The organism is Zeimonas sediminis (genome assembly GCF_023721795.1).
GTDB lineage: Bacteria > Pseudomonadota > Gammaproteobacteria > Burkholderiales > Burkholderiaceae_E > Zeimonas > Zeimonas sediminis.
Genome location: NZ_JAMQYE010000001.1, coordinates 2,714,349 through 2,736,052, shown reverse-complemented (window position 1 = coordinate 2,736,052; position 21,704 = coordinate 2,714,349). Strand labels below are relative to the sequence as shown.

Here is a 21,704-nt window from a genome sequence, read left to right as displayed (position 1 = left end):
CGTTGCGCGGGTCACGCGCGATCGCCCTTGCCGACGACGCCGTCGCGGATCAGGCCGTCGATGCGCGCCTGCGCGATGCCCCAGTCGACCGCGCGGCCGGCGCCGCTCGAACCCGGCCGCTCGGGCGGCGTCGGGGCGTCCGGGCTGCTGCGGCTGAAGCGCGGCGCGGGCGCCGGCTGCAGGACGCCGGCGATCTCGGTGAAGGTGCCGCGCGCCTTCAGGTGCGGATGGGCGTGCGCCTCGAGCGGCGGGAGCACCGGCGCGAAGCAGGCGTCGCTGCCTTCGAGCAAAGCGCACCACTCGTCGCGGCTGCGGGTGCGAAAGACCGCTGCGAGCTTCGCCCTGGCCTCGGGCCACTTCGCGCGATCGTCGAGGTCCTCGAGCGGGGGCGCCTCCGGGCCCAGCTTCTCGAGCAGCAGCGCGCGGAAGCGCCGCTCGATCGGCGCCACCGACACGTAGCGGCCGTCGGCGCATTCGTAGACCTCGTAGTACGGCGCGCCCGAGTCGAGCGTGTTCGTGCCGCGCGGGCCGTTGTGCAGGCCGCCCCCCATCAGGCCATAGATCGCGGTCATCAGCACCGACACCCCGTCGACCATCGCCGCGTCGACCACCTGCCCCTTGCCCGACTGGCGGGCCTCGAGCAGCGCGCAGGCGATGCCCCAGGCCAGGAACATGGTGCCGCCCGCGTAGTCGCCGAGCAGGTTCAAGGGCGGCGTGGGCGCGGCGCCTTCGCGGCCGATCGAGTGCAGCGCGCCGGCCAGCGCGATGTAGTTCAGGTCGTGGCCGGCCGCCCTGGCCAGCGGGCCGTCCTGCCCGAAGCCGGTCACGCGGCCGTAGACCAGCTTCGGGTTGCGCGCCAGGCACACGTCGGGGCCCAGGCCCAGCCGTTCCATCGTGCCCGGCCGGAAGCCCTCGATCAGCACGTCGGCCCGCTCGACCAGCTCGCCGGCGAGCGCGATGCCCTCGGGCTTCTTCAGGTCCACCGCCAGCGTGCGCTTGCCGCGGTTGGCCAGCTCCAGGTCCCAGGTGCGGGGCACGCCGAGGTCGATCGGCTCGAGCCGGTCGAGCCGCAGCACCTCGGCGCCCATGTCGGCGAACAGCATGCCGCACAGCGGCGCCGGGCCGATGCCGGCGAACTCCAGCACCCGGATGCCGGCCAGGGGTCCCTTGCTCATCGTGTCTGCTCCATCCATGAATCCGGTTCGCGCAGCGCCCGCTCCAGCGCGTCGCGGAACTGCGGCGCCGCGATCGCGATCAGCCGCCGCGCCCGTTCCTCGAGGTCGCGATGCCTGAGGTCGGCGACGCCCCACTCGGTGGCGACCAGATCGACGTCGCTGCGGGTGACGGTGGCCGTGCCCGAGGCGAGCCGGGGCACGATCCGGCTGCGACGGCCGTCGCCGGTGGTGGCCGGCAGCGCCAGGATCGATCGCCCCTGCGCCGAGCGCCGCGCGCCGCGCACGAAGTCGTTGAGACCGCCGACCCCGCCGCGCGCCGCGCCGCCCAGGGTCTCCGCGTTGGCCTGGCCGCTCAGGTCGACCTCGAGCACCGAATTGATCGCGTACAGCCGGTCGATGCGCGCGAGCGTGTCCGCGCCGTGGGTGTAGACCGCCGGCCGCACCTCGAAGGCCGGGTTGTCGTCCACGTGCTTGCGCGCACGCGCCGAGCCGCCGACGAGGTTGGTCACCGTGATGCCTGCGTCGATCGTCTTGCGCGCGTTGGTGACCACTCCCGCCTCGATCAGCTCGATCGCCCGGTCGCCGAGCAGGCCGGAGTGCAGCCCCAGGTCGCGATGGCCGGACAGGCCCGCGAGCAGCGCATCGGGCAGGTTGCCGATGCCGGTCTGCAGCGTGGCGCCGTCGGGGATCAGCGCGGCGAGATGGCCGGCGATCCGGGTCTCGACCTCGCCCGCGGCCGCGTCGGAGCGGATCTCGATAGGCGGGCAGGCCGCCTCGATCGCCAGGTCGATCCGGAAGTCGGCGGGCACCTCGGCGCCGTGCGTCCACGGCGCATCGGGATTGATCTCGGCCACCACGACGCGCGCGCGGCGGGCGGCCGCCACCAGGTAGTCGTTGGCGAGCCCGAAGCTATGGCCCCTGCCGTGGCGCGGCGGCGCGAGCTGGATCAGCGCCACGTCGGCCGGCAGCGCGCCCGAGGCGAAGGCGGGCTCGAGCTCGCTGTAGTGGATCGGCACGATCCGCAGAAGGCCGGCGGAGGCGAGCGAGGCGGCGCGGCCCATCGCGCCGTAGGAGAAGAAGTCCAGGCCGTCGGCCTTCGACGGCGAGAAGGTGTCGGAGAACAGCGTGCCGACGAAGACGTCGACGCCGCCCAGACGCGCGCGCTGCTCGACCAGCGCGCGCGTCAGCGTGAGCGGCTCGGCGGCGACCTGGCCGCAGACGACGCGGTCGCCCGGGCGTATCCACTGCGACAGGTCCGGCAGGTCGCGCCGGACGGCGAGATCCGAAAGTCGGCTCACCGGGTCGAATCCTTCATCGGTACGGCTCCATCATCGGCGAAGGCCATCATTCTCGCCGACGCGGGAGATCGGCACGACCTGCGCGGGCCTCAGTACGACTTGGGCAGGCCCAGCACCCGCTCGGCGATGAAGCACAGCACAAGCTGCGGGCTGACCGGCGCGATGCGCGGGATCATGATCTCGCGCAGGTAGCGCTCCACGTGGTACTCCTTCGCGTAGCCGAAGCCGCCGTGCGTCATCACCGCCTGCTGGCAGGCGTCGAACCCGGCCTCACCGGCCAGGTACTTGGCCGCGTTGGCCGCCGCGCCGCAGGGCAGGCCCTTGTCGTACTGCCAGGCCGCCGACATCGTCATCAGCCACGCGGCCTCGAGCGCCATCCAGTTCTTCGCGAGCGGATGCTGGATCGCCTGGTTCTGGCCGATCGGCCGGTTGAACACCACGCGCTCCTTCGCGTAGGCGGTGGCCCTGGCCAGCGCGCACTTGCCCAGGCCGACCGCCTCGGCGGCGATCAGGATCCGCTCCGGGTTCATGCCGTGCAGGATGTACTCGAAGCCCTTGCCCTCCTCGCCGATCCGGTCCTCGACCGGGATCTCGAAGCCCTCGAAGAACAGCTCGTTCGAGTCGACGACCTTGCGGCCCATCTTCTCGATCTCGTGCACCCGGATGCGGCTGCGATCGAAGTCGGTGTAGAACAGGCTCAGGCCTTCGGTCGGCTTGCGCACCTCCTCGAGCGGCGTGGTGCGCGCGAGAAGCAGGATCTTGTCGGCCACCTGCGCGGTCGAGATCCAGACCTTCTGCCCGTCGACGACGTAGCGATCGCCCTTGCGGGCCGCGCGCAGCTTCAGCTGCGTGGTGTTCAGGCCGGTGTTCGGCTCGGTGACCGCGAAGCAGGCCTTGACCTTGCCGGCGGCCATCGGCGGCAGCATGCGCCGCTTCTGCTCTTCGGTGCCGAACACCACCACCGGGTTCAGCCCGAAGATGTTGATGTGCACCGCCGAGGCGCCCGACATGCCGGCGCCCGACTCGGCGATCGCCTGCGCCATGATCGCCGCCTCGGTCACGCCCAGGCCCGAGCCGCCGTAGGCCTCGGGTATGCAGATGCCGAGCCAGCCGTTCTCGGCCATCGCATCGAAGAAGTCGAAGGGAAAGCCGCCCTCGCGGTCCTTCCTCAGCCAGTACGCGTCGTCGAAATCGCGGCAGATCCGTTCGATCGAGTCGCGGATGCTTTCCTGCTCGGCGCTCAGGGAGAAGTCCATTCGCGGTTTCCTCGTGTGCCGGCTATTGGCCGCGCGCCGGCAGGCGGGCCGCCAGCGCGAGGATCTTCCTCGCGGCGACCAGGTGCGGCTGGTCGATCATCTTTCCGTCGAGCTTCGCGACGCCGGTGCCCGCGCTCTCCTCGAAGGCGGCCACCACGCGGCGCGCGTGCGCGACCTCGTCGTCGCCCGGCAGGAAGGCCTGGTTGACCACGTCGACGTGCTTCGGATGGATGACCGCCTTGCCGGCGAAGCCGTCGCGCCGGGCGGCCAGCGCGTCGGCCCGCAGGCCGTCCAGGTCGTCGATGTCCACGTGGACCGTGTCGACCGCGTCGACCCCGGCAGCCGCGGCGCCGGCCAGGCACAGGTTGCGCGCGAGCCGGTAGGGCTCGTGATAGCGGCCCGCCTCGCGGTTGCCGCTCGCGCCGAGCGAGGCCGACAGGTCCTCGGCGCCCCACATCAGCCCGCACAGGCGCGGCGTGGCGCCGGCGTAGTCGCCGAGCCGGAACAGCGACTGCGCGGTTTCGGTGGCGATCGCCAGGATGCGGATGCTGCCGAGCGGCAGCCCGGCGGCGGTCTCGAAGGCGTCGAGGTACTGAGCCAGCCGTCGAAGCTCGTCGCGGCCCGAGCACTTGGGCAGCACGATGCCGTCGGGCCCGGCCGGGACCACCGCCGCGAGGTCGTCGAGCGTGAGGCCGGTGTCGAGCGCGTTGACCCGCACGAAGCGCTGCTTGCCGGCGCGCGGCCGCTCGAGCATCTCGCGGGTCAGGCCTCGCGCCTGCGCCTTGTTCTGCGGCGCGACCGAGTCTTCCAGGTCGAGGATCAGCGCGTCGGCGTCGCCCGACGTGGCGCGCTCGAACTTGCGCAGGCTGTCGCCGGGAACGAAGAGCCAGGAGCGGTTCATGACCGGCCCTCCGCGGCGGACGGGCCCTGCGCGGCGGCATGGCCCTGGAAGACGGCCTCGGGCATGCGCCTCATCAGCCCCGAGCGCCGGCAGATGCAGACCAGCTCGCCGCGCTGGTTGATGCCGCGGTGCTCGAACTCGACGATCCCGGCGTCGGGCCGCGAGCGGCTGGCGCGCGCCGACACGATCTCGGTCTCCACCCGCAGCGTGTCGCCGTGGAAGACCGGCTTGGGAAAGCGCACGTCGGTCATGCCGAGATTGCCGATCGTGGTGCCCAGCGTGGTGTCGCTGACGCTGATGCCGATCACCAGGCCCAGCGTGAACAGGCTGTTCACCAGGCGCTGGCCGAACTCGGTCCGCTCGGAGAAATGCGCGTCGAGGTGCAGGGGTTGCACGTTGAGCGTCATCACCGAGAACAAGGTGTTGTCCATCTCGGTGACGGTCTTCGTCACCGCGTGCCGGAACACCTGGCCCACGGTGAACTGCTCGAAATAGAGCCCTGCCATTTTTCCCCTCCCGCGGCTTGACACGATCCGGATCGCCGCCGATGATTCTTGTATGTGAATTGCGATTCACTCCTGTGAATCATGGGTGAATCGTTCCACAGCACCCGGATCCGGTCAACCGCGGCGCCGCCGAAACCGGCACGCCGCGCCGGCGGGAAACGACAAGAAGGACCAGGGGGACAGGCATTGACGGATGGACTGGTGAAGAGCGCCGCCCGGGCACTCGACGTGTTCGAGGCCTTCGCCCGCGTCCGCCAGCCGCAGTCCGTCAAGGAGATCGCCGGGCGGATCGACGCCCCGATGTCCAGCACCTCGATGCTGCTGCAGACCCTGGTGGCGCGCGGCTACGTGTACTCGATCGGCCGGCGCGGCGAGCTCTACCCGACCCGGCGCATGCTGGAGATCGCGCGGGTCATCGCCGCGAGCGACCCGGTGCTCGAGCGCGTCCGGCCGGTCCTGGAACGGCTGCGCGACCGCATGGGCGAGACCGTGACCTTCTCGACCCGCGAGGGCAGCCGGCTGGTCTACCTGGACATCCTCGAGTCCCCGCACCCGATCCGCTTTTCGGCGCAGCCCGGCGAGTTCCGCCCGCTGCACGCGAACACCGCCGGCAAGGCGATCCTGGCCGAGCTCGCGCCCGAGACGCGCAGCCGGATCCTCGCCGACGCGCCGATGGTCGCGCTGACCGGCACGACGATCGTCGACCCCGCCGCGCTCGAGGCCGACCTGGAGCAGGGCCGCGCGCGCGGCTGGTTCCTGAACGACGGGGAGAGCGTGCCCGACGTGATGGCGGTCGGCCGCGCGGTCCGGATCCGCGACGAGCTGTTCGGCATGGCGCTGGTCGGGCCGATCCACCGGATGCGGCCGCGTCTGGAGGAGTTCGCGGCGGCGCTGGTGCAGGCGGCGCGAGAGATCGAGGCGCTCGACGCCTGAGGATTGCCGGGCCCGCGAGCGGCTGGCCCCAACGAAGACGACCCGGTGACGGGGCAGGAGGAGAAGGGCAGGCAATGAGTGCGCTGACAACGACGTCCCGGCTGCTCGGGAAGCTGGAGAACGCGATCGCGCAGCTCGCGGCGATCGCGATGTTCGCGATCATGCTGGTCGTCGTGGCCGACGTCGTGATGCGCTACTTCTTCTCGAAGCCGCTGATCTTCTCGTACGACCTGATCTCGATGTACCTGATCGTCGTGGTCTTCTTCTTCGCGCTGCCCGATACGCTGCACCGGCACGGCCACATCGCGATCGACGTGTTCCAGCCGATGCTGCCGGCCCGGCTGCGCTTCGCCGCCGAGTGCATCGCCTACGCTGCCGGCGCGCTGGTCATGGCGCTGATCTCCTGGAAGCTCGGCGAGCGCGCCTTCGTCGCGTGGTCGAAGGACGAGGTCACCGCCACCACGATCCCGTGGCCGATATGGCTGTCCTACCTGCCTGCCGCGATCGGCTGCTGGCTCTTCACGCTGCGCGCGCTCTATCGCAGCGCGGCGCACCTCGCGTCGGCCTTCGCCGGCCGGCCGCTGGTCGAGCTGCCCCCGCCGCCGCTGACCTCGACCACCGAGGAGGCCGCGTCGTGATCACCGCGATCGTCGTCGCCCTGCTGTTCGCGATGCTGGTCATCGGCACGCCGGTCGCGCTCGCGCTCGCGGTGTCGGGCTCGCTGGGCCTTTACATGATGGGCGGCACGCCGATGCTGATGGGCATCCTGGAGACCACGCCGCTGTCCACCGCCAGCTCCTACGAGCTGATCACGATCCCGATGTTCATCCTGATGGCGGAGTTCGTGGTGCTGAGCGGCGTGGCCGACGACCTGTTCGACGCGGCCGCCGCATGGATCGGCCGGCTGCGCGGCGGGCTCGCGATGGCCACCGCGCTGGCCGGCGCGGGCTTCGGCGCGATCTCGGGCTCGAGCACCGCGTCGGCGGCCACGCTGTCGTCGACGACGATCCCCGCGATGCTGCGCCAGGGCTACGAACCGAAGCTCGCCACCGGCGTGGTCGCGATCTCGGGCACGCTGGCGATGCTGATCCCGCCCAGCATCGCGCTGATCCTCTACGGCATCATCGCCGACGTCAACATCGGCGACCTGCTGATCGGCGGCGTGATCCCGGGCCTGCTGGTCACGCTGACCATCATCCTGACCGTGGCCTTCCTGGTCTGGCAGGACCCGGCGCGCGCGCCGGCCGGCCGCAGCTACACGCTGCGCGAGAAGCTCTCGAAGCTCAGGGTGGTCGCCCCGCTGCTGCTGCTGTTCCTGCTGGTGACCGGCACGATCTACAGCGGCATCGCCACGCCGACCGAGGCCTCGGGCATCGGCGCCTTCGGCGCGCTGGTGCTGGTGGCGCTCGCGCGCAGGCTGAGCTTCGGGGCGGTGCGCGCCTCGCTGCTGCGCTCCGCCGAGGCCACCTGCATGATCCTGTTCATCGTGCTGGGCGCGCACATCTTCGGCTACTTCTTCACGCTGACCCGCACCACCAACGACCTGGTCGCGCTGATCGGCACGCTCGAGGTGTCGCGCTGGGCGATCCTGGCGATCATCATGGTCGGCTACCTGATCCTGGGCTGCTTCATGGACCAGATCGCGATCCTGATCCTGACGGTGCCGATCGTGCTGCCGGTGATCCAGTCGCTCGGCTTCGACCCGGTCTGGTTCGGCGTGCTGGTGGTCGTGACCGCCGAGGTCGGCATGGTCACGCCGCCGCTGGGCCTGAACGCCTTCGTCGTGGCCCGCTACACGCGAAGACCGCTGGGCGAGATCTTCGGCGGGATCCTGCCCCACTTCTGGGCCCACCTGATCGTCATCGCGCTGATCGCGGCCTTCCCCGCGATCGTCACCTGGCTTCCATCGACCATGGGTCGTTGACAACGTCCCCGAGAGGACACATTCCGGAGGAAAGACCATGAAGACATCGACCGCCCTCAGGGGCGCCCTCGGCCTGGCCGTCACGCTGGCCGCAACGGCACCGGCCGCGGCCCAGGAGATGACGCTGCGCGTCGGCGACTCCTTCCCCGTCGGGCACTACATCCCCGAGAACCAGACCAAGCCCTTCATGGCCGAGATCGAGAAGCGGACCAACGGCAAGGTCAGGTTCCAGTACTTCCCGGCCCAGCAGCTCGGCAAGGCCAAGGACCTGATGGCGCTGACGCTGTCGGGCGTCGCCGACATCGGCTACGTGGCGCCGTCCTTCGTGTCCGACAAGCTGCCGCTGTCGGTCGTGGCCGAGCTGCCCGAGAGCTTCACGAACTCCTGCCAGGGCACCAAGGCCTACTGGAAGCTCGCCCGCGAAGGCGGCCTGCTCGACAAGCTCGAGTTCGAGCCCAACGGCGTGCGCGCGCTGTTCGTGCTGGTGCTGTCGCCCTACCAGGTCTACATGACCAAGGGCAACGAGGCGAGCGCGCTGGAGTCGTTCAAGGGCAAGAAGATCCGCACCACCGGCGGGGCCAAGGAGATCGCGATCCGCAAGCTCGGCGCCACGCCGGTGCAGATCCCGACCCCCGAGGTTCGCGAGGCCGCCTCGCGCGGCACGATCGACGGCTTCCTGTTCCCGCACTCGTCGATCCCGCCCTACGACCTGGCACGCCACGCGTCCACCGCGACCGTCGGCGAGAACTTCGGCAGCTTCGTCGTCACCTACATGATGTCGCGCCAGAAGTGGAACGCGCTGCCCGCCGACATCCGCAAGGTGATCGACGAGGTCGGCAACGACATGGTCACCCGCGGCTGCGAGGCGACCGACTCGATGGAGGCGACCGACATCGAGAAGATCCGGGCGGCCGGCGTGAAGATGCAGCCGCTGCCCGAGGCCGACAGCAAGAAGCTGCAGGCGCTGATGGCCGAGGTCAGCAAGGAGTGGGCCGCCGGACTGGACCAGCGCGGCCGCAAGGGGTCGGAAGTGCTGAAGGCCTTCCAGGAGGCGATCGTCAAGTGAGCCGGCAGGCGGGCGGCACGCCGCCCGCCGCGGGCAAGGAACGGCCAGCGATGACAGGACCGCTTTCGGGCGCGCGCATCGTCGACATGACGAGCGTGCTGATGGGCCCCTACGCCACGCGCATCCTCGGCGACCTGGGCGCCGACGTGGTGAAGGTGGAGTCGCCCGAGGGCGACCTGGTGCGCGGCATCGGGCCGATGCGCAACCCGGGCATGGGCGCGATCTTCCTGCACGCGAACCGGTCCAAGCGCAGCATCGCGATCGACCTCAAGCGCGAGGCCGGGCGCGAGCTGCTGCTGGACCTGTGCAGGGCCGCCGACGTGCTTGTCTACTCGATCCGGCCCCGGGCGATGGCGCGCCTCGGCCTGTCCTGGGAGACGGTGCGCGAGGTCAATCCGCGCCTCGTCTACGCGGGGCTGGTCGGCTACGGACAGCGAGGCCCCTACGCGGCGCGGCCGGCCTACGACGACCTGATCCAGGGCGCCGCCGGGCTCGCCGCGCTGCTCGACCGATCGGGCGACGACGGCCCGCGCTACGTGCCCAGCGCGATGGCCGACCGCACCGTGGGCATGCGCGCGGCGATCGCGATCGCCTCGGCGCTGTTCGCCCGGGAGCGCTCGGGCGAGGGCCAGGCGATCGAGGTGCCGATGTTCGAGACGATGGTCGATTTCCTGATGGGCGACCACATGCAGGGCCGGACCTTCGAGCCGGCGCTCGGCCCGGCCGGCTACCAGCGCCAGCTCGCGCGCGAACGCCGGCCCTACCGCACGCTCGACGGGCACGTGTGCGCGCTGATCTACAACGACAAGCAGTGGCGGTCTTTCCTCGGGCTGATCGGTCGCGACGACGTCTGGGAGAACGACCCGCGCTTTCGCAGCGTGACCGCGCGCGCCGCGAACATCGACGCGGTGTACGGTTTCGTGTCGCAGGAGATGCGCGGCCGCACGACCGCGGAGTGGATGCGACTGCTCGACCGGGGCGACATTCCGTTCGCGCCGCTGAACGATCCCGACACGATCTTCGACGATCCGCACCTGGCGGCCACCGGCTTCTTCACGATCCGGCAGCACCCGAGCGAGGGCCCGATCCGCGAGATGGCGGTGCCGGACAGCTATTCGGCGACCCCGGCCGACGCGTCGCGCCCGGCGCCGCGCCTGGGCGAGCACACGATCGAGGTGCTGCGCGAGGCCGGATACGACGAGGCGCGGATCGCCGCGCTGCTCGAGGCGGGCGCCTGCGTGGCCGCCGATCGGCCCGAAGCGGGCTGACGGCGCCGCGAAGCCGCCGATGCCCTCCGCTCACGACCCGGCCGCGCTGGAGCCGGCCGCGCCGCCCGCCCTCGCCCGCGAGGCCACGCCCACGGCGATCGCGGTCGTCGGCCTCGCCTTCCTGTTCAACTTCCTTGGCCGCGGCATCGCCGACGCCTTCGCCGCCTTCATCCTGCCGCTCGAGACCGAGTTCGGCTGGTCGCGCCAGTCGATGACCGGCGTGTTCGCGACCTACATGCTGATGGCCGGGCTCGCCGCGCCGGCGGCCGGCATGTTGTTCGACCGCTTCGGCCCTCGGGTCGTCTACGGGGCCGGCATCGCGCTGCTGGGCGGCGGCGCCTGGCTGTCGGGCTCGATCGAGACGCTCTGGCAGCTCTACGTGACCGCCGGGTTGATGATCGGCACCGGCGTCGCGGCGCTCGGCATGGTCTGCGCGGCTGCGCTGATCGGCCGCTGGTACACGCGCAACCTGGCGACCGCGATCGCGGTCGCCTACTCCGGATTCGGCTGCGGGATCCTGATCACGCTGCCGCTGGTCCAGTACCTGATCGAAACGCTGGGCTGGCGCCCCGCCTACCGTGCGGTCGGCCTGTTCGTGCTCGCACTGCTGCCGCTGTGCCTCGCGCTGCCCTGGAAGCGGCTGGCGGGAAGGCCGCGCGCGCCGGCACGCGGCGACACGGGGCCGGCGGCCGGCGAGTGGACGCTCGCCGGCGCCGTGCGCGCGGCGCCCTACTGGCGACTGATCCAGGTGTTCTTCTTCACCTCGGTGGCGATCTACTGCGTGTCGCCGCAGATCGTCGCCTTCCTGATCGAGTCGGGCTTCACGCCGATCTCGGCTGCCAGCGCCTTCGGGTTCGCCGGCGCGCTTTCCACCGCCGGCATGATCGCCACCGGCCGGCTCGCCGACCGCCTCGGCTTCGGCCGTGCCGCGCTGCTCAGCTTCGCGCTGACCGCGACCGGCGTGATCGGGCTGCTCGCGATCTCGTACGCCGCCTCGTTCGCGCTGCTGGCCGGCTACGTGCTGTTCTTCGGCATCGCGCAGGGCTCGCGCGGGCCGATCGTGTCGACGATGTCCAGCCGGATCTTCACCGGGCGCAGCGCCGCCACGATCTACGGCACGATCTACTGCAGCATGGCCATCGGCGGGGCGGCAGGCTCGCTGCTGGGCGGCATCCTGCACGACGCCTTCGACAGCTATCGCCCGGTCTTCCTGCTGTCGCTCGCGGCGATCGCGCTTGCCGCCGAACCGTTCCGTCCCGGCGCGGCCCTCGCCCGCGCGATGCCCGGCCGGGCGCCCGCGCGCGGCGCCTGACCCGACGCCCGACCCGGCGGCGCGGCCCGCCGCGCGCTTGCGTAGCCCCTAGGCCAGCGCCTCGTGCAGCGCCACGAACTCCTGCGTGAGCTTGTGGCGCGGGTCGAGGTGGATCATCGGCGTGGCGCGCTCGTGCGACTCGCGGATCTTCACGCTCGCGCTCAGGTAGGGCCTCAGGACCGGCAAGCCCTCGTCGACCAGCTCCTGCACGGTGCGCTGCGGCAGGTTCGCGCGCGGCTGGAACTGGTTGACGACGATGCCGGCGACCTCGAGCGCCTCGTTGTGATCGGCCTGGATCTCGCCGACGCCCTCGAGCAGGCCGTACAGCGCGCGCCGCGAGAACTCGTCGCAGTCGAAGGGGATCAGGCAGCGCTGCCCGGCGATCAGCGCCGAACGGGTGTAGAAGTTCAGCGCGGGCGGCGTGTCGATCCAGACCCGGTCGTAGTCGCCGGCGAGCGCGTCGAGCGCCTCGCGCAGCTTGTAGATCTTGTAGCGCGACTCGAGCTTGCCCTGCAGCTCCTCGAGCCGGGGGTCGGCGCGCATCAGCGCGAGGTTCTCCCAGGGCGTGGCCGTCACGAACTCGCCGGCATCGCGCGGGCGAAGCGCGAACTTCAGCGCATGCTCGAAGAAGTCCGCCGCGCCTTCGCCCGGCTCGTCTGCCGCCCCGCCGAGCAGGTAGCGCGTGGCGTTGCCCTGCGGATCGAGGTCGACGACCAGCGTGCGAAGCCCCTGCTGCGCGCCGATCGCCGCGAGGTTGCAGGCGATCGTGGACTTGCCCACGCCGCCCTTCTGGTTGAACACCACGTAGCGCATCGATCGATTCCCTTGCTGCTGCGCGCGCCTGCGGCCGGGGCCGGCGCATCGGCGCGCAGCCCCGAGTATAGAAGCCCCGCGTTCCGGACCTCGGCCCCGGGGGGCGCGCCGCGATGCGCTACGCTAGCGAATTGCGCGCGCTCCCCGCGCCGCCCCGGGCCCGCGCCGCCCGGGCGAGCGGCGGGGCGCACCCACCGTCACGACCGCGAACCCTTCCGATGAGCCGATTCTGGAGCGAGATCGTCCGCGACCTCACGCCTTACGTGCCAGGCGAGCAGCCGAAGCAGGCGGACCTGATCAAGCTGAACACCAACGAGAACCCCTACCCGCCGTCGCCGGCGGTGCTCGACGCGATCCGGGCCGAGCTCGGCGCCGACGCCGGCCGGCTGCGCCTGTATCCCGACCCGCAGGGCACGGCGCTGCGCGAGGCGATCGCGGAACAGGAAGGGCTGTCGGCCGACCAGGTGTTCGTCGGCAACGGCTCCGACGAGGTGCTCGCCTTCGCGTTCCAGGCGCTGCTGGCGCAGGCGCGGCCGCTGCGCTTCCCGGACATCAGCTACAGCTTCTATCCATCGTATTGCCGGCTGTACCGGATCGCGTGGCAGGCGGTGCCGCTTCGCGACCACGGCTTCGCGCTCGACGTGGCCGACTATCCCGCCGGCGGCCCGGTGATCCTGCCGAACCCGAACGCGCCGACCGGCCGCGCGATCGCGCGCGCCGACGTCGCGCGGCTGCTGGCCGCGAACGCGGATTCGCCGGTCGTGATCGACGAGGCTTACGTGACCTTCGGCGCCGAGAGCGCGGCGCCGCTGATCGCCGCGCACGACAACCTGCTGGTCGTGCGAACGCTGTCGAAGTCGCACGCGCTGGCCGGCATGCGGGTCGGCTACGCGCTCGGCCATCGGTCGCTGATCGAGGCGCTGGTGCGGGTCAAGGACAGCTTCAACTCGTATCCGCTCGATCGTCTGGCGCTGGCCGCCGCCACCGCGGCGATCCGCGACACCGACTGGCTGGCGCGCGCGAGCGCAGCGGTCATCGAGAGCCGCGACCAGCTGTCGCGCGAGCTGGCGGCGCTCGGCTTCGACGTGCTGCCGTCGAAGGCCAACTTCGTGTTCGCGCGGCATCCGGGGCACGACGCCGCGGCGCTGTCGCGCGCGCTGCGCGAGCGGGCGATCATCGTGCGGCACTTCTCGGCGCAGCGCATCGCGCAGTGGCTGCGCATCACGGTCGGCACGCCGGCGGAGTGCGAGGCGCTGGTCGGCGCGCTGCGCGGGATCCTGGCGCGGCCCGAGTGAGCACCGGCCCGGCCCGGTAACCGCCGGCCCGAGCGAATGGCGCCCGCGCGGCCTGAGCCTTTCGCGCTACTCGAGCACGATCAACACCGGCTGGTGGTCCGAGGCCTGCGTGTCGCCGTCGACCCGCGCCTCGCGGAGCCGCGGCAGCAGGTCCTCGCTGACGTAGACGAAGTCGCAGGCGTAGGGGGCGGGCCACTGGACCCGGTCGTGCACGCCGTTCGTGTGCGCGTGAGGCAGCCCCGGATGCGCGTGCCGCCAGGCGTCGACGAGCGCCGGCGGCCGCTCCTCGCCCCGCGCGCCTGCGACGTCGGGCGCGATCCGCGCGAGCGTCTCGAACGGCGCCTGCATCCGCGCGTGGCAGGGATCTTCCGGCAGGTAGTTGAAGTCGCCGGTCAGGACCGCCGAGACCGGCTGCTCGAAGGTGTGGAAGGGCCCGTGCGAGCCGTCGCGACGGCGGTCGAGCCGCGCATGCGCGAAGGCCTCGGCGTGCCGCGCGCGGACCGCCTCGACCTGCGCCGCGCGCTGCAGCGGCGAGTAGTACTCGAGGTGCGTGGTCATCACCCGCAGCGGCCCGAAGGGCGCCTCGACGCTCGCCTCGAGCAGCAGGCGGGCCATGCCGTTGTTGTCGGGATCGGCCGGCCAGGGCAGCTGGATCCGCAGCACCTGGCGCACCGGCAAGCGGCTCAGGATCATGTTGCCGAACACGCGACGGCCGCCGCCGGGCGCGGGCGCGTCGACCGCCGGGCCAGGCACCGCGGTGTGGTCGGGCAGCAGCTCGGCGAGCAGCGCGAACTGGTTCTCGCCGCTGCTGCCGGCGAGCGCCGGGAAGTTCGCCGCGACCTCCTGCAGGCACAGCACGTCGAAGTCGGCGAGCGCGCGCGCGTGCTCGACGATGCGGCGCGGGTCGACGCGGCCGTCCACGCCGCGGCACCACTGGATGTTCCAGGTGATCAGCTTCATCGCGGGCTCCGGTGTCGGGGTGAGCGGGGCGGGGCCGGGCACCCCCGGCCCGAGGCACCATAATGTTTCGTCGTGCCGAACGGATTTGCAAGACCGGAGGGATGCTGGCCAGTGCGGAAACCGATGTCGAAGAATCGCGGGGGCGACCGGGCGCGATGAGGGTGCTGCTCGTCGAGGACGACCGGATGATCGGCCAGGCGGTGCAGACCGCGCTGCGGCAGGACGGCTACGCGGTCGACTGGGTGCGCGACGCCGACGCCGCCGACGCCGCGCTGGCCGCGGGCAGCTTCGACCTGGTCCTGCTCGACCTCGGCCTGCCGGGCCGCGACGGCCTGTCGCTGCTGCGCCAGGTGCGCGGGCGCAGGGACGCGACGCCGGTGCTGGTGATCACCGCGCGCGACGCGGTCGGGAACCGGATCGCCGGGCTCGACGCGGGCGCCGACGACTACCTGGTCAAGCCCTTCGACCTGGAGGAACTGGCTGCCCGGATGCGCGCGCTGCTTCGCCGCAGCGCCGGACGCGCCGAGGCCGTCGTCGAGCACCGCGGCGTGAGGCTGGACCCGGCCGCGCGGACCGCGAGCCGCGACGGCGATCCGCTGGCGCTGTCGCCGCGCGAGTACGCGGTGCTCGAGGCGCTGCTGCTGCGCCCGGGCGCGGTGCTGTCGCGCGCGCAGCTGGAGGATCGCCTGTACGGCTGGGACGACGCGATCGACAGCAACGCGGTCGAGGTCTACATCCACGGCCTGCGCCGCAAGCTCGGCCGGGACTTCATCCGCAACCGGCGCGGCGTCGGCTGGTACGTGCCGGCCGGCGAAACGGGAGACGAGCCATGAGCGGACGGTCGCTGCGCGCGCGGCTGCTGCTGTCGCTGCTGCCGCTGTTCGTGCTGGCCGAGGCGGTGATCGGCACGATCACCTACCGCTACGTGCTCGACGAGAGCCACGCGCTGTTCGACTACCACCTCGAGCAGATGGCGCTGTCGCTGCGCGACCAGGGCGCGGTGCCGCCGCCCCCGGTGCCGCCCGAGGAGCGCGAGCAGTTCGACTTCGTGGTGCAGATCTGGAACGCCGACGGATCGAAGGTCTACATCTCGCAGACCCGCTCGAAGGCGAGGCTGCCCGACCGTGCGACGCTGGGCTTCTCCGACGTGCTCACCGAAGGCGAGCGCTGGCGCGTCTACAGCCTGCTGGCCCGCGGCCGGGTGATCCAGGTCGGCCAGCCCTACCTGGTGCGCGAGCGCATCGCCGCCGCCGCCGCGATGCGCAGCCTGACCCCGCTGCTGGCGGTGGCGCCGATCGTGGCGCTGGCGATCTGGTGGCTGGTCGGGCTCGCGCTGAGGCCGGTGGTCGGCGTGACCCGCGAAATCAGGCGCCGCGATGCCAACCGCCTCGACCCGGTGCCGGACCAGGGGCTCCCGGCCGAGATCGAGCCGATGGTGCTGCAGCTGAACCGCCTGCTGGAACGCTTGCGCGGTGCCTTCGCGGCGCAGCGCGCCTTCGTGGCCGACGCCGCCCACGAACTGCGCACGCCGCTCGCCGCGCTCAAGCTGCAGGCGGGGCTGCTCGGCCGCGCCCGCGACGACGCCTCGCGCGCCGAGGCGCTGCGCGAGCTGCAAGCCGGCATCGACCGGTCCGCGCACCTGATCGACCAGCTGCTGATGCTCGCCCGCAGCGACCCCGAGGCGATCGCGGCACAGGCGAGCGCCGGCCAGCCCGCCGAAGTCGACCTGGCCTCGGCGGCGCGCGAAGCGGTCGCCGGCCTGCGCGCGCTCGCCGAGGCGCAAGGCGCGCGCATCGAGCTGGCCGGGCCCGCGAGCCTGCCGGTGCCCGGCAATCCCGACGCGCTGCACGGGCTGGTGCGCAACCTGGTCGACAACGCGATCCGCCACGCGCCGGGCGGCAGCCGGGTCCTGGTGTCGCTCGCCGTCGACGCCGGCCGGGCAGTGCTGCAGGTCGACGACGAGGGCCCCGGGATCCCGGCCGACGAGCGCGAGCGCGTGTTCGACCGCTTCTACAGCCGCGGCTCGGGCGAGCGCGCCGGCAGCGGGCTGGGCCTGTCGATCGTGCGCGCGATCGTCGAGCGCCACGGCGGCGACATTGCGCTCGGCGATTCCCCGCAAGGCGGGCTGCGCGTGACGGTGCGACTGCCAGCCGGCCGCGCCGGGCCGCGCGTCGAGCCTCGCGAGGCACCTTAAGTCTGGCCTAAGAATCGGCTCCTATCGTGCGTGCATCGGGCAATGCCCGCACTGAAGACAGGAGGCCGAACATGAAACGCAAAGCCCTGCTCCTTGCGCTGGCTGCAGCCGGCACGATCGGAACGGGAACCGCCTCGGCATGGGACCTGTTCCCCGGACACGGGCTGCACAAGACAGCCGCCGCGGCGGTCGCCCAGGCAAGCCCCGTGGCGCCGGCGCAGGCGGCCCCCGGGGCGGATGCCGCGCCGGTGCCGCTGAAGATGGCGCCCGACTATCGCGGGATCGTCGAGCGCTACGGCCCGGCGGTGGTCGGCATCCAGGTCGAGGGCCCGGTGCCCGCGTCGCGCAACGAGGACCCCGAGCTCGAGAACGATCCGTTCTACCGATTCTTCCGCGGGCTGCCGATGCCGCGCGGCCGGACGCCGATGCGCGGACAGGGGTCGGGGTTCATCGTCGGCGCCGACGGGGTGATCCTCACCAACGCGCACGTGGTCCGCGACGCGGCGACCGTCACCGTCAAGCTCGCCGACCGGCGCGAGTTCGAGGCGAAGGTGCTGGGCATCGACCAGGCGACCGACGTGGCCGTGCTGAAGATCCAGGCCAGCGGGCTGCCGACGGTGCGGCTCGGCGACCCGCGCCAGCTCGCGGTCGGCGACTACGTGCTCGCGATCGGGTCGCCGTTCGGATTCGAGCAGAGCGCGACCTCGGGGATCGTCAGCGCGAAGGGACGCGCGCTGCCCGGCGACGCCTACGTGCCCTTCATCCAGACCGACGTCGCGGTCAACCCCGGCAACTCGGGCGGCCCGCTGTTCGACGCGCAGGGCCGGGTCGTCGGCATCAATTCGCAGATCTGGTCGCGAACCGGCGGCTACCAGGGCCTGTCCTTCGCGATCCCGATCGACGTGGCGACCCGCGTGCGCGACCAGGTCCTCGCGACCGGCACCGTGCGGCACGCGCGGCTGGGCGTCACGGTCCAGGAACTGAACCAGGACCTGGCCGATTCGTTCGGGCTCGATGCGCCGAAGGGCGCTCTGATCGCGAGCGTGCTGCCGGGCAGCGCCGCCGACAAGGCGGGCCTCAAGGCCGGCGACATCGTCCTGTCGATGAACGGCAAGGCGATCGAGCACTCGACCGAGCTGTCGGCGCTGGTCGGGATGGCCAGCCCCGGCGAGCAGGTGTCGATCGAGTACCTGCGCGGCGGCGCGCGCAAGCTGGTGTCGGCGGTGCTGGGCGAGAGCCCGGCCAACCTGGCCGCGGCGGACGCCCCGGGCGCGGGCGACAGCGGCGAGGCGAAGCTGGGCGTGGCGGTCAGGCCGCTGGCGCCGGAAGAGCGCCAGGCGACCCAGCTGCGCGCCGGACTGGTGGTCGAAGACGTGTCGGGTGCAGCCGAGCAGGCCGGCATCGAGCCCGGTGACGTGATCCTCGCGGTCAACGGCAAGCCGGTCGAGACGGTCGAGCAACTGCGCGCCGCGGTCGGCGGCGACAGGCATCGGCTGGCGCTGCTGGTGCAACGTGCGGGGGCCCGGATCTTCGTGCCGGTGAAGATCGGCTGACACGGGGCCCGGCCCGCCGGCGATCGGCCGGCCGCGGCGCCCCGCCGACCACGAGATCCGAAGAGCGACGAGCGAGGAGATCCCCCATGCAGACCGAACAGCCGAACCGCAACACAATCCGGAACCGGATGCCCCGGGCCGCGCGAAACGCCCGCCCGGTGATCCGCGCGATGCTGATGACCACGGCCGTGGCCTGGTCGATCGGCGCGGTGCCGCCGGGCGCCGACGCCGCGTCCGCCGCGCCGGCCACCGTGGTGGCCAGCGGCGAGAGCGTGCGCACCAGCAGCGGGGGCAGCGCGCCGCCTCCGCCGCCGGGCCGGGTGCTCGCCTTCAGTCCTCCCGCGCCGACTCCTCGATCCACTCGCGCCAGACAGCCATGACCACCGCGAGGATCACCGGGCCCAGGAACAGGCCCACCAGGCCGAAGGCCGCGAGCCCGCCGAGCACGCCGAACATCACCAGCAGGAAGGGAATGCGGGTGGCGTTGCTGATCACCAGCGGCCGCACCAGGTTGTCGACCCAGCTGACGACGAAGCCGCCCCAGAGAAGCAGACCGATGCCGTCGAAGAGCCGGCCGTCGGCGATCAGCCAGGCGCCGATCCCGCCCCACACGAAAGGCGTGCCGAACGGGATCAGCGCGACGACCGCGGTGATCGCGCCCATCATCACCGGCGCCGCCACGTCGAACCACCAGTAGCCGATGCCGGCCACCACGCCCTGGGCCAGCGCGGTGGCCACCAGGCCCCAGACGACCGCCTGGGTCATGGTGCCGGCCGCGCTGAGGTAAGGGTCGACGCGCGCGCCGAGAAAGCGGTGCAGCACCAGCTGCGCCTGCGCAAGCACCTTCTCGCCGTCGCGGTACAGGAAGAAGACCGTGATCAGCGCGAACCCGAGCTTGGCGGCATTGCGGCCGACGCCGCCGATCACCTTCAGCGACTCGGCAGCGCTCGACTCGACCAGGTGCGCGAGCTTGGCCCGGATGCCGGCCGGGTCGCGGGTGAGCTCGTCGAGCATCTCCTGCAGCCAGCTGCCCAGGAGCGGAATGCCGGCCACGAAGTCGGGCAGCGTGTAGGGACCCTTGGCGAGCACGCCGGCCACCGCCGCATAGGCGTTGGCCATCTCGGCCCTGAGCAGCAGCGCGAGCCACAGCGTGGGCAGCACGAAGGCGGCGGCCAGCAGCAGCGTCATCGCCGCGGCGGCCAGCGTGCGGCGGCCGCGAAAGAGGCGACGGATCCGCTCGAGCACCGGCCAGGTGACGTAGGCCAGGATGGCGGCCCAGACCACCGGCACGACGAAGGGCTGCACGACGCTCCAGGTCAGCAGCAGCAGCCCGCCGAGCAGGATGCCCACGACCAGGCGGTTCGACAGTCGATCGGTGAAACGGTCTCTCATGTCCGCACTCCGGCGCCTCGCCCGCCGCGCCCCCGGCGCGGATCGCGCCGCCGCGACGGTGAGCCAATGATGCCTGAACGCCCGCTCGCGGGGCGCCGGCAGTATGATTGCCCGCGCACCCGCCCACATGATGGAAACCCCCGCAGAACCCCTCGCGAGCGGCCTGAACAGGCGGCTGCTGCTGCGCTTCTGCGAGGTCGCCCGGCCCTACTGGCAGTCGCAGGAGCGGCCGCGCGCGCTGGGCTTCCTCGCGATGCTGGTCCTGCTGCTGCTCGGGCAGACCGGCTTCAATGTGCTGCTGATCGAGCAGACCGGCGAATTCACTTCGGCGCTCGCCGCCCGCGACGCGGACCGCTTCTGGCTGTCCATCCGGCAGTGCGTGGTCATCCTGATCGTCGCGGTGCCGATCTACGCGCTCTACTACTGGGTGCGCGACAGCCTCGGCAATCACTGGCGCCGCTGGCTGACGAACCGCTTCCTCGACCGCTATCTCGGCGATCGCGCCTACTACGAGCTGAACGCGCGAGGCGGCATCGACAACCCCGACCAGCGCATCTCCGAGGACATCCGGTCCTTCACGCAGGAGTCGCTGTACTTCCTGGCGATCGCGCTAGGCGCGCTGATCCAGCTGGTCGCGTTCACCGGCGTGCTGTGGTCGATCTCGAGGGAGCTGGTCCTGTTCCTGATCGTCTACGCGATCGCCGGCAACCTGCTCACCACGGTCGTCTTCGGCAAGGCGCTGATCGGGCTCAACTACTTCCAGATCCGGCACGAGGCCGATTTCCGCTTCAGCCTCGTCCGCATCCGCGAGAACGCCGAGCCGATCGCCTTCCACCGGGGCGAGGCTCGCGAGGCATCCCGGGCCAGGAAGTTCTTCGACGCGGTCTTCGAGAACTACCGCAAGCTGATCCGCAGGCAGTTCCTGCTGAACCTGTGCCAGTACGGGTTCAGCATGATGACGGTCGTGCTGCCCAGTGCGATCCTCGCGTCGCGGGTGATCTCCGGGGAGCTCGAGGTCGGCCGCGCGGTCCAGGCCGGCGGCGCCTTCGCCGCGATCCTCAGCGCGATGACCGTGGTGGTCGAGCACTTCGAGGGCCTGAGCCGCTTCGCCGCGGGCGTCGACCGGCTGCACGCGTTCGCGCGGACGCTGGCCGCGCCGGGCGAGGGCCCGGCGCAGGCCGACCGGCGGATCGAGACGGTGCTCGCGCCGACCCTCGCACTCGAGCGGGTCACCGTCACGACGCCGAACCGGGAGCGGACCCTGATCCGCGACCTGTCGCTGTCGGTCGAGCCTGCGAAGGGCCTGCTGATCGTGGGCGACAGCGGCTGCGGCAAGAGCTCGCTGCTGCGCGCGATCGCCGGCCTCTGGGACGCGGGCGACGGCCGGATCCTGCGCCCTCCGGACGAACGCCTGATGTTCCTGCCGCAGCAACCGTACATGGTGCTGGGAAGCCTGCGCGCCCAGATCCTCTACCCGGACGGCAGCCGGCCGGTGAACGACGATTTCCTGCTGACCCTGCTGCAGCGGGTGAACCTGGGCGACCTGGCCGGGCGCGTCGGCGGCCTCGACGCGGAGCTCGACTGGGGAAAGCTCCTGTCGATCGGCGAGCAGCAGCGGCTGGCCTTCGCGCGCGTGCTGCTCCACGAGCCCGCCTACGTGATGCTCGACGAGGCCACCAGCGCGCTCGACGCCGACAACGAGGAGAACCTGTATCGCCAGCTGGAAGCGACCCGGACCACGCCGGTCAGCGTGAGCCACCGACCGGCGCTGCTGGCGCGCCATCACCAGGTGCTGGAGCTGACCGGCAACGGCGGCTGGCAACTGGTCCCGGCCGATGGCTACACCTTCGGCTAGGGC

General features: G+C 71.9%; 20 protein-coding genes. 12 read left to right on the top strand and 8 right to left on the bottom strand.

Annotation, left to right across the window (positions count from 1 at the left end):
- Nucleotides 1-11 precede the first annotated feature (11 nt).
- From M6I34_RS12935 to M6I34_RS12915, 5 genes are all read right to left on the bottom strand, one after another.
- Nucleotides 12-1,175, bottom strand: a complete 1,164-nt coding sequence (locus M6I34_RS12935; protein WP_272486090.1) for a CaiB/BaiF CoA transferase family protein — start codon at nt 1,173-1,175, stop codon at nt 12-14.
- Nucleotides 1,172-2,473 (bottom strand): acetyl-CoA hydrolase/transferase family protein, encoded by a 1,302-nt coding sequence (locus M6I34_RS12930; RefSeq protein WP_272486089.1) that lies wholly within the window; start codon nt 2,471-2,473, stop codon nt 1,172-1,174. Before M6I34_RS12930 ends, M6I34_RS12935 begins: the two co-directional genes overlap by 4 nt.
- 89 nt (nt 2,474-2,562) lie before the next feature.
- Entirely contained in the window at nt 2,563-3,729 is a 1,167-nt protein-coding gene (locus M6I34_RS12925; protein ID WP_272486088.1) for an acyl-CoA dehydrogenase family protein, read from the bottom strand.
- A gap of 22 nt (nt 3,730-3,751) precedes the next feature.
- Nucleotides 3,752-4,630 (bottom strand): HpcH/HpaI aldolase/citrate lyase family protein, encoded by an 879-nt coding sequence (locus M6I34_RS12920; protein ID WP_272486087.1) that lies wholly within the window; start codon nt 4,628-4,630, stop codon nt 3,752-3,754.
- Complete coding sequence (locus M6I34_RS12915; protein WP_336254582.1) at nt 4,627-5,160, bottom strand: MaoC family dehydratase; 534 nt, start codon at nt 5,158-5,160, stop codon at nt 4,627-4,629. Before M6I34_RS12915 ends, M6I34_RS12920 begins: the two co-directional genes overlap by 4 nt.
- Before the next feature lie 177 nt (nt 5,161-5,337).
- On the opposite strand from M6I34_RS12915, the gene M6I34_RS12910 reads away from it, so the two are divergent.
- The 6 genes from M6I34_RS12910 to M6I34_RS12885 all read left to right on the top strand — a co-directional run bounded on the left by M6I34_RS12910 (nt 5,338) and on the right by M6I34_RS12885 (nt 11,639).
- The gene (locus M6I34_RS12910) at nt 5,338-6,069 is read left to right on the top strand and encodes an IclR family transcriptional regulator (protein ID WP_272486085.1); all 732 of its coding nucleotides are present in this window, start codon (nt 5,338-5,340) and stop codon (nt 6,067-6,069) included.
- Nucleotides 6,070-6,143: 74 nt separating this feature from the next.
- Entirely contained in the window at nt 6,144-6,707 is a 564-nt protein-coding gene (locus M6I34_RS12905; protein WP_272486084.1) for a TRAP transporter small permease, read from the top strand.
- Nucleotides 6,704-7,993: a TRAP transporter large permease gene (locus M6I34_RS12900; protein WP_272486083.1), complete on the top strand. Its 1,290-nt coding sequence runs from the start codon at nt 6,704-6,706 to the stop codon at nt 7,991-7,993. Before M6I34_RS12905 ends, M6I34_RS12900 begins: the two co-directional genes overlap by 4 nt.
- A gap of 37 nt (nt 7,994-8,030) precedes the next feature.
- Nucleotides 8,031-9,059 (top strand): TRAP transporter substrate-binding protein, encoded by a 1,029-nt coding sequence (locus M6I34_RS12895; RefSeq protein ID WP_272486082.1) that lies wholly within the window; start codon nt 8,031-8,033, stop codon nt 9,057-9,059.
- A 50-nt stretch (nt 9,060-9,109) separates the two neighbouring features.
- A complete protein-coding gene (locus M6I34_RS12890) occupies nt 9,110-10,327 on the top strand; it encodes a CaiB/BaiF CoA transferase family protein (protein WP_272486081.1) in 1,218 nt (405 codons plus the stop codon).
- Nucleotides 10,328-10,346: 19 nt separating this feature from the next.
- Nucleotides 10,347-11,639, top strand: a complete 1,293-nt coding sequence (locus M6I34_RS12885; protein WP_272486080.1) for an MFS transporter — start codon at nt 10,347-10,349, stop codon at nt 11,637-11,639.
- Nucleotides 11,640-11,687: 48 nt separating this feature from the next.
- Here the strand turns inward: M6I34_RS12885 and M6I34_RS12880 are convergent, their stop codons facing one another.
- Nucleotides 11,688-12,452: a ParA family protein gene (locus M6I34_RS12880; RefSeq protein ID WP_272486079.1), complete on the bottom strand. Its 765-nt coding sequence runs from the start codon at nt 12,450-12,452 to the stop codon at nt 11,688-11,690.
- Between the two features lie 218 nt (nt 12,453-12,670).
- Between M6I34_RS12880 and hisC the strand changes: the two genes are divergently transcribed.
- Nucleotides 12,671-13,747: a histidinol-phosphate transaminase gene (gene hisC, locus M6I34_RS12875; protein WP_272486078.1), complete on the top strand. Its 1,077-nt coding sequence runs from the start codon at nt 12,671-12,673 to the stop codon at nt 13,745-13,747.
- Nucleotides 13,748-13,813: 66 nt separating this feature from the next.
- Here hisC and M6I34_RS12870 read toward each other — a convergent pair whose 3' ends face one another.
- Entirely contained in the window at nt 13,814-14,707 is an 894-nt protein-coding gene (locus M6I34_RS12870) for an endonuclease/exonuclease/phosphatase family protein (protein WP_272486077.1), read from the bottom strand.
- Between the two features lie 155 nt (nt 14,708-14,862).
- On the opposite strand from M6I34_RS12870, the gene M6I34_RS12865 reads away from it, so the two are divergent.
- From M6I34_RS12865 to M6I34_RS12850, 4 genes are all read left to right on the top strand, one after another.
- Complete coding sequence (locus tag M6I34_RS12865; RefSeq protein WP_272486076.1) at nt 14,863-15,540, top strand: response regulator; 678 nt, start codon at nt 14,863-14,865, stop codon at nt 15,538-15,540.
- Nucleotides 15,537-16,901 (top strand): ATP-binding protein, encoded by a 1,365-nt coding sequence (locus M6I34_RS12860; RefSeq protein WP_272486075.1) that lies wholly within the window; start codon nt 15,537-15,539, stop codon nt 16,899-16,901. The genes M6I34_RS12865 and M6I34_RS12860 overlap by 4 nt, the downstream gene beginning before the upstream one ends.
- A gap of 71 nt (nt 16,902-16,972) precedes the next feature.
- Entirely contained in the window at nt 16,973-18,454 is a 1,482-nt protein-coding gene (locus tag M6I34_RS12855) for a Do family serine endopeptidase (protein ID WP_272486074.1), read from the top strand.
- A gap of 86 nt (nt 18,455-18,540) precedes the next feature.
- On the top strand, nt 18,541-18,834 hold the full coding sequence (locus tag M6I34_RS12850) for a hypothetical protein (protein ID WP_272486073.1): 294 nt from the start codon (nt 18,541-18,543) through the stop codon (nt 18,832-18,834).
- Here the strand turns inward: M6I34_RS12850 and M6I34_RS12845 are convergent.
- The gene (locus M6I34_RS12845) at nt 18,785-19,846 is read right to left on the bottom strand and encodes an AI-2E family transporter (protein ID WP_272486072.1); all 1,062 of its coding nucleotides are present in this window, start codon (nt 19,844-19,846) and stop codon (nt 18,785-18,787) included. The two genes, M6I34_RS12850 and M6I34_RS12845, sit on opposite strands and share 50 nt — an antisense overlap.
- Before the next feature lie 130 nt (nt 19,847-19,976).
- Here M6I34_RS12845 and M6I34_RS12840 point away from each other — a divergent pair, with 130 nt between their 5' ends.
- Complete coding sequence (locus M6I34_RS12840) at nt 19,977-21,701, top strand: ABC transporter ATP-binding protein/permease (protein ID WP_272486071.1); 1,725 nt, start codon at nt 19,977-19,979, stop codon at nt 21,699-21,701.
- Nucleotides 21,702-21,704: the final 3 nt, after the last annotated feature.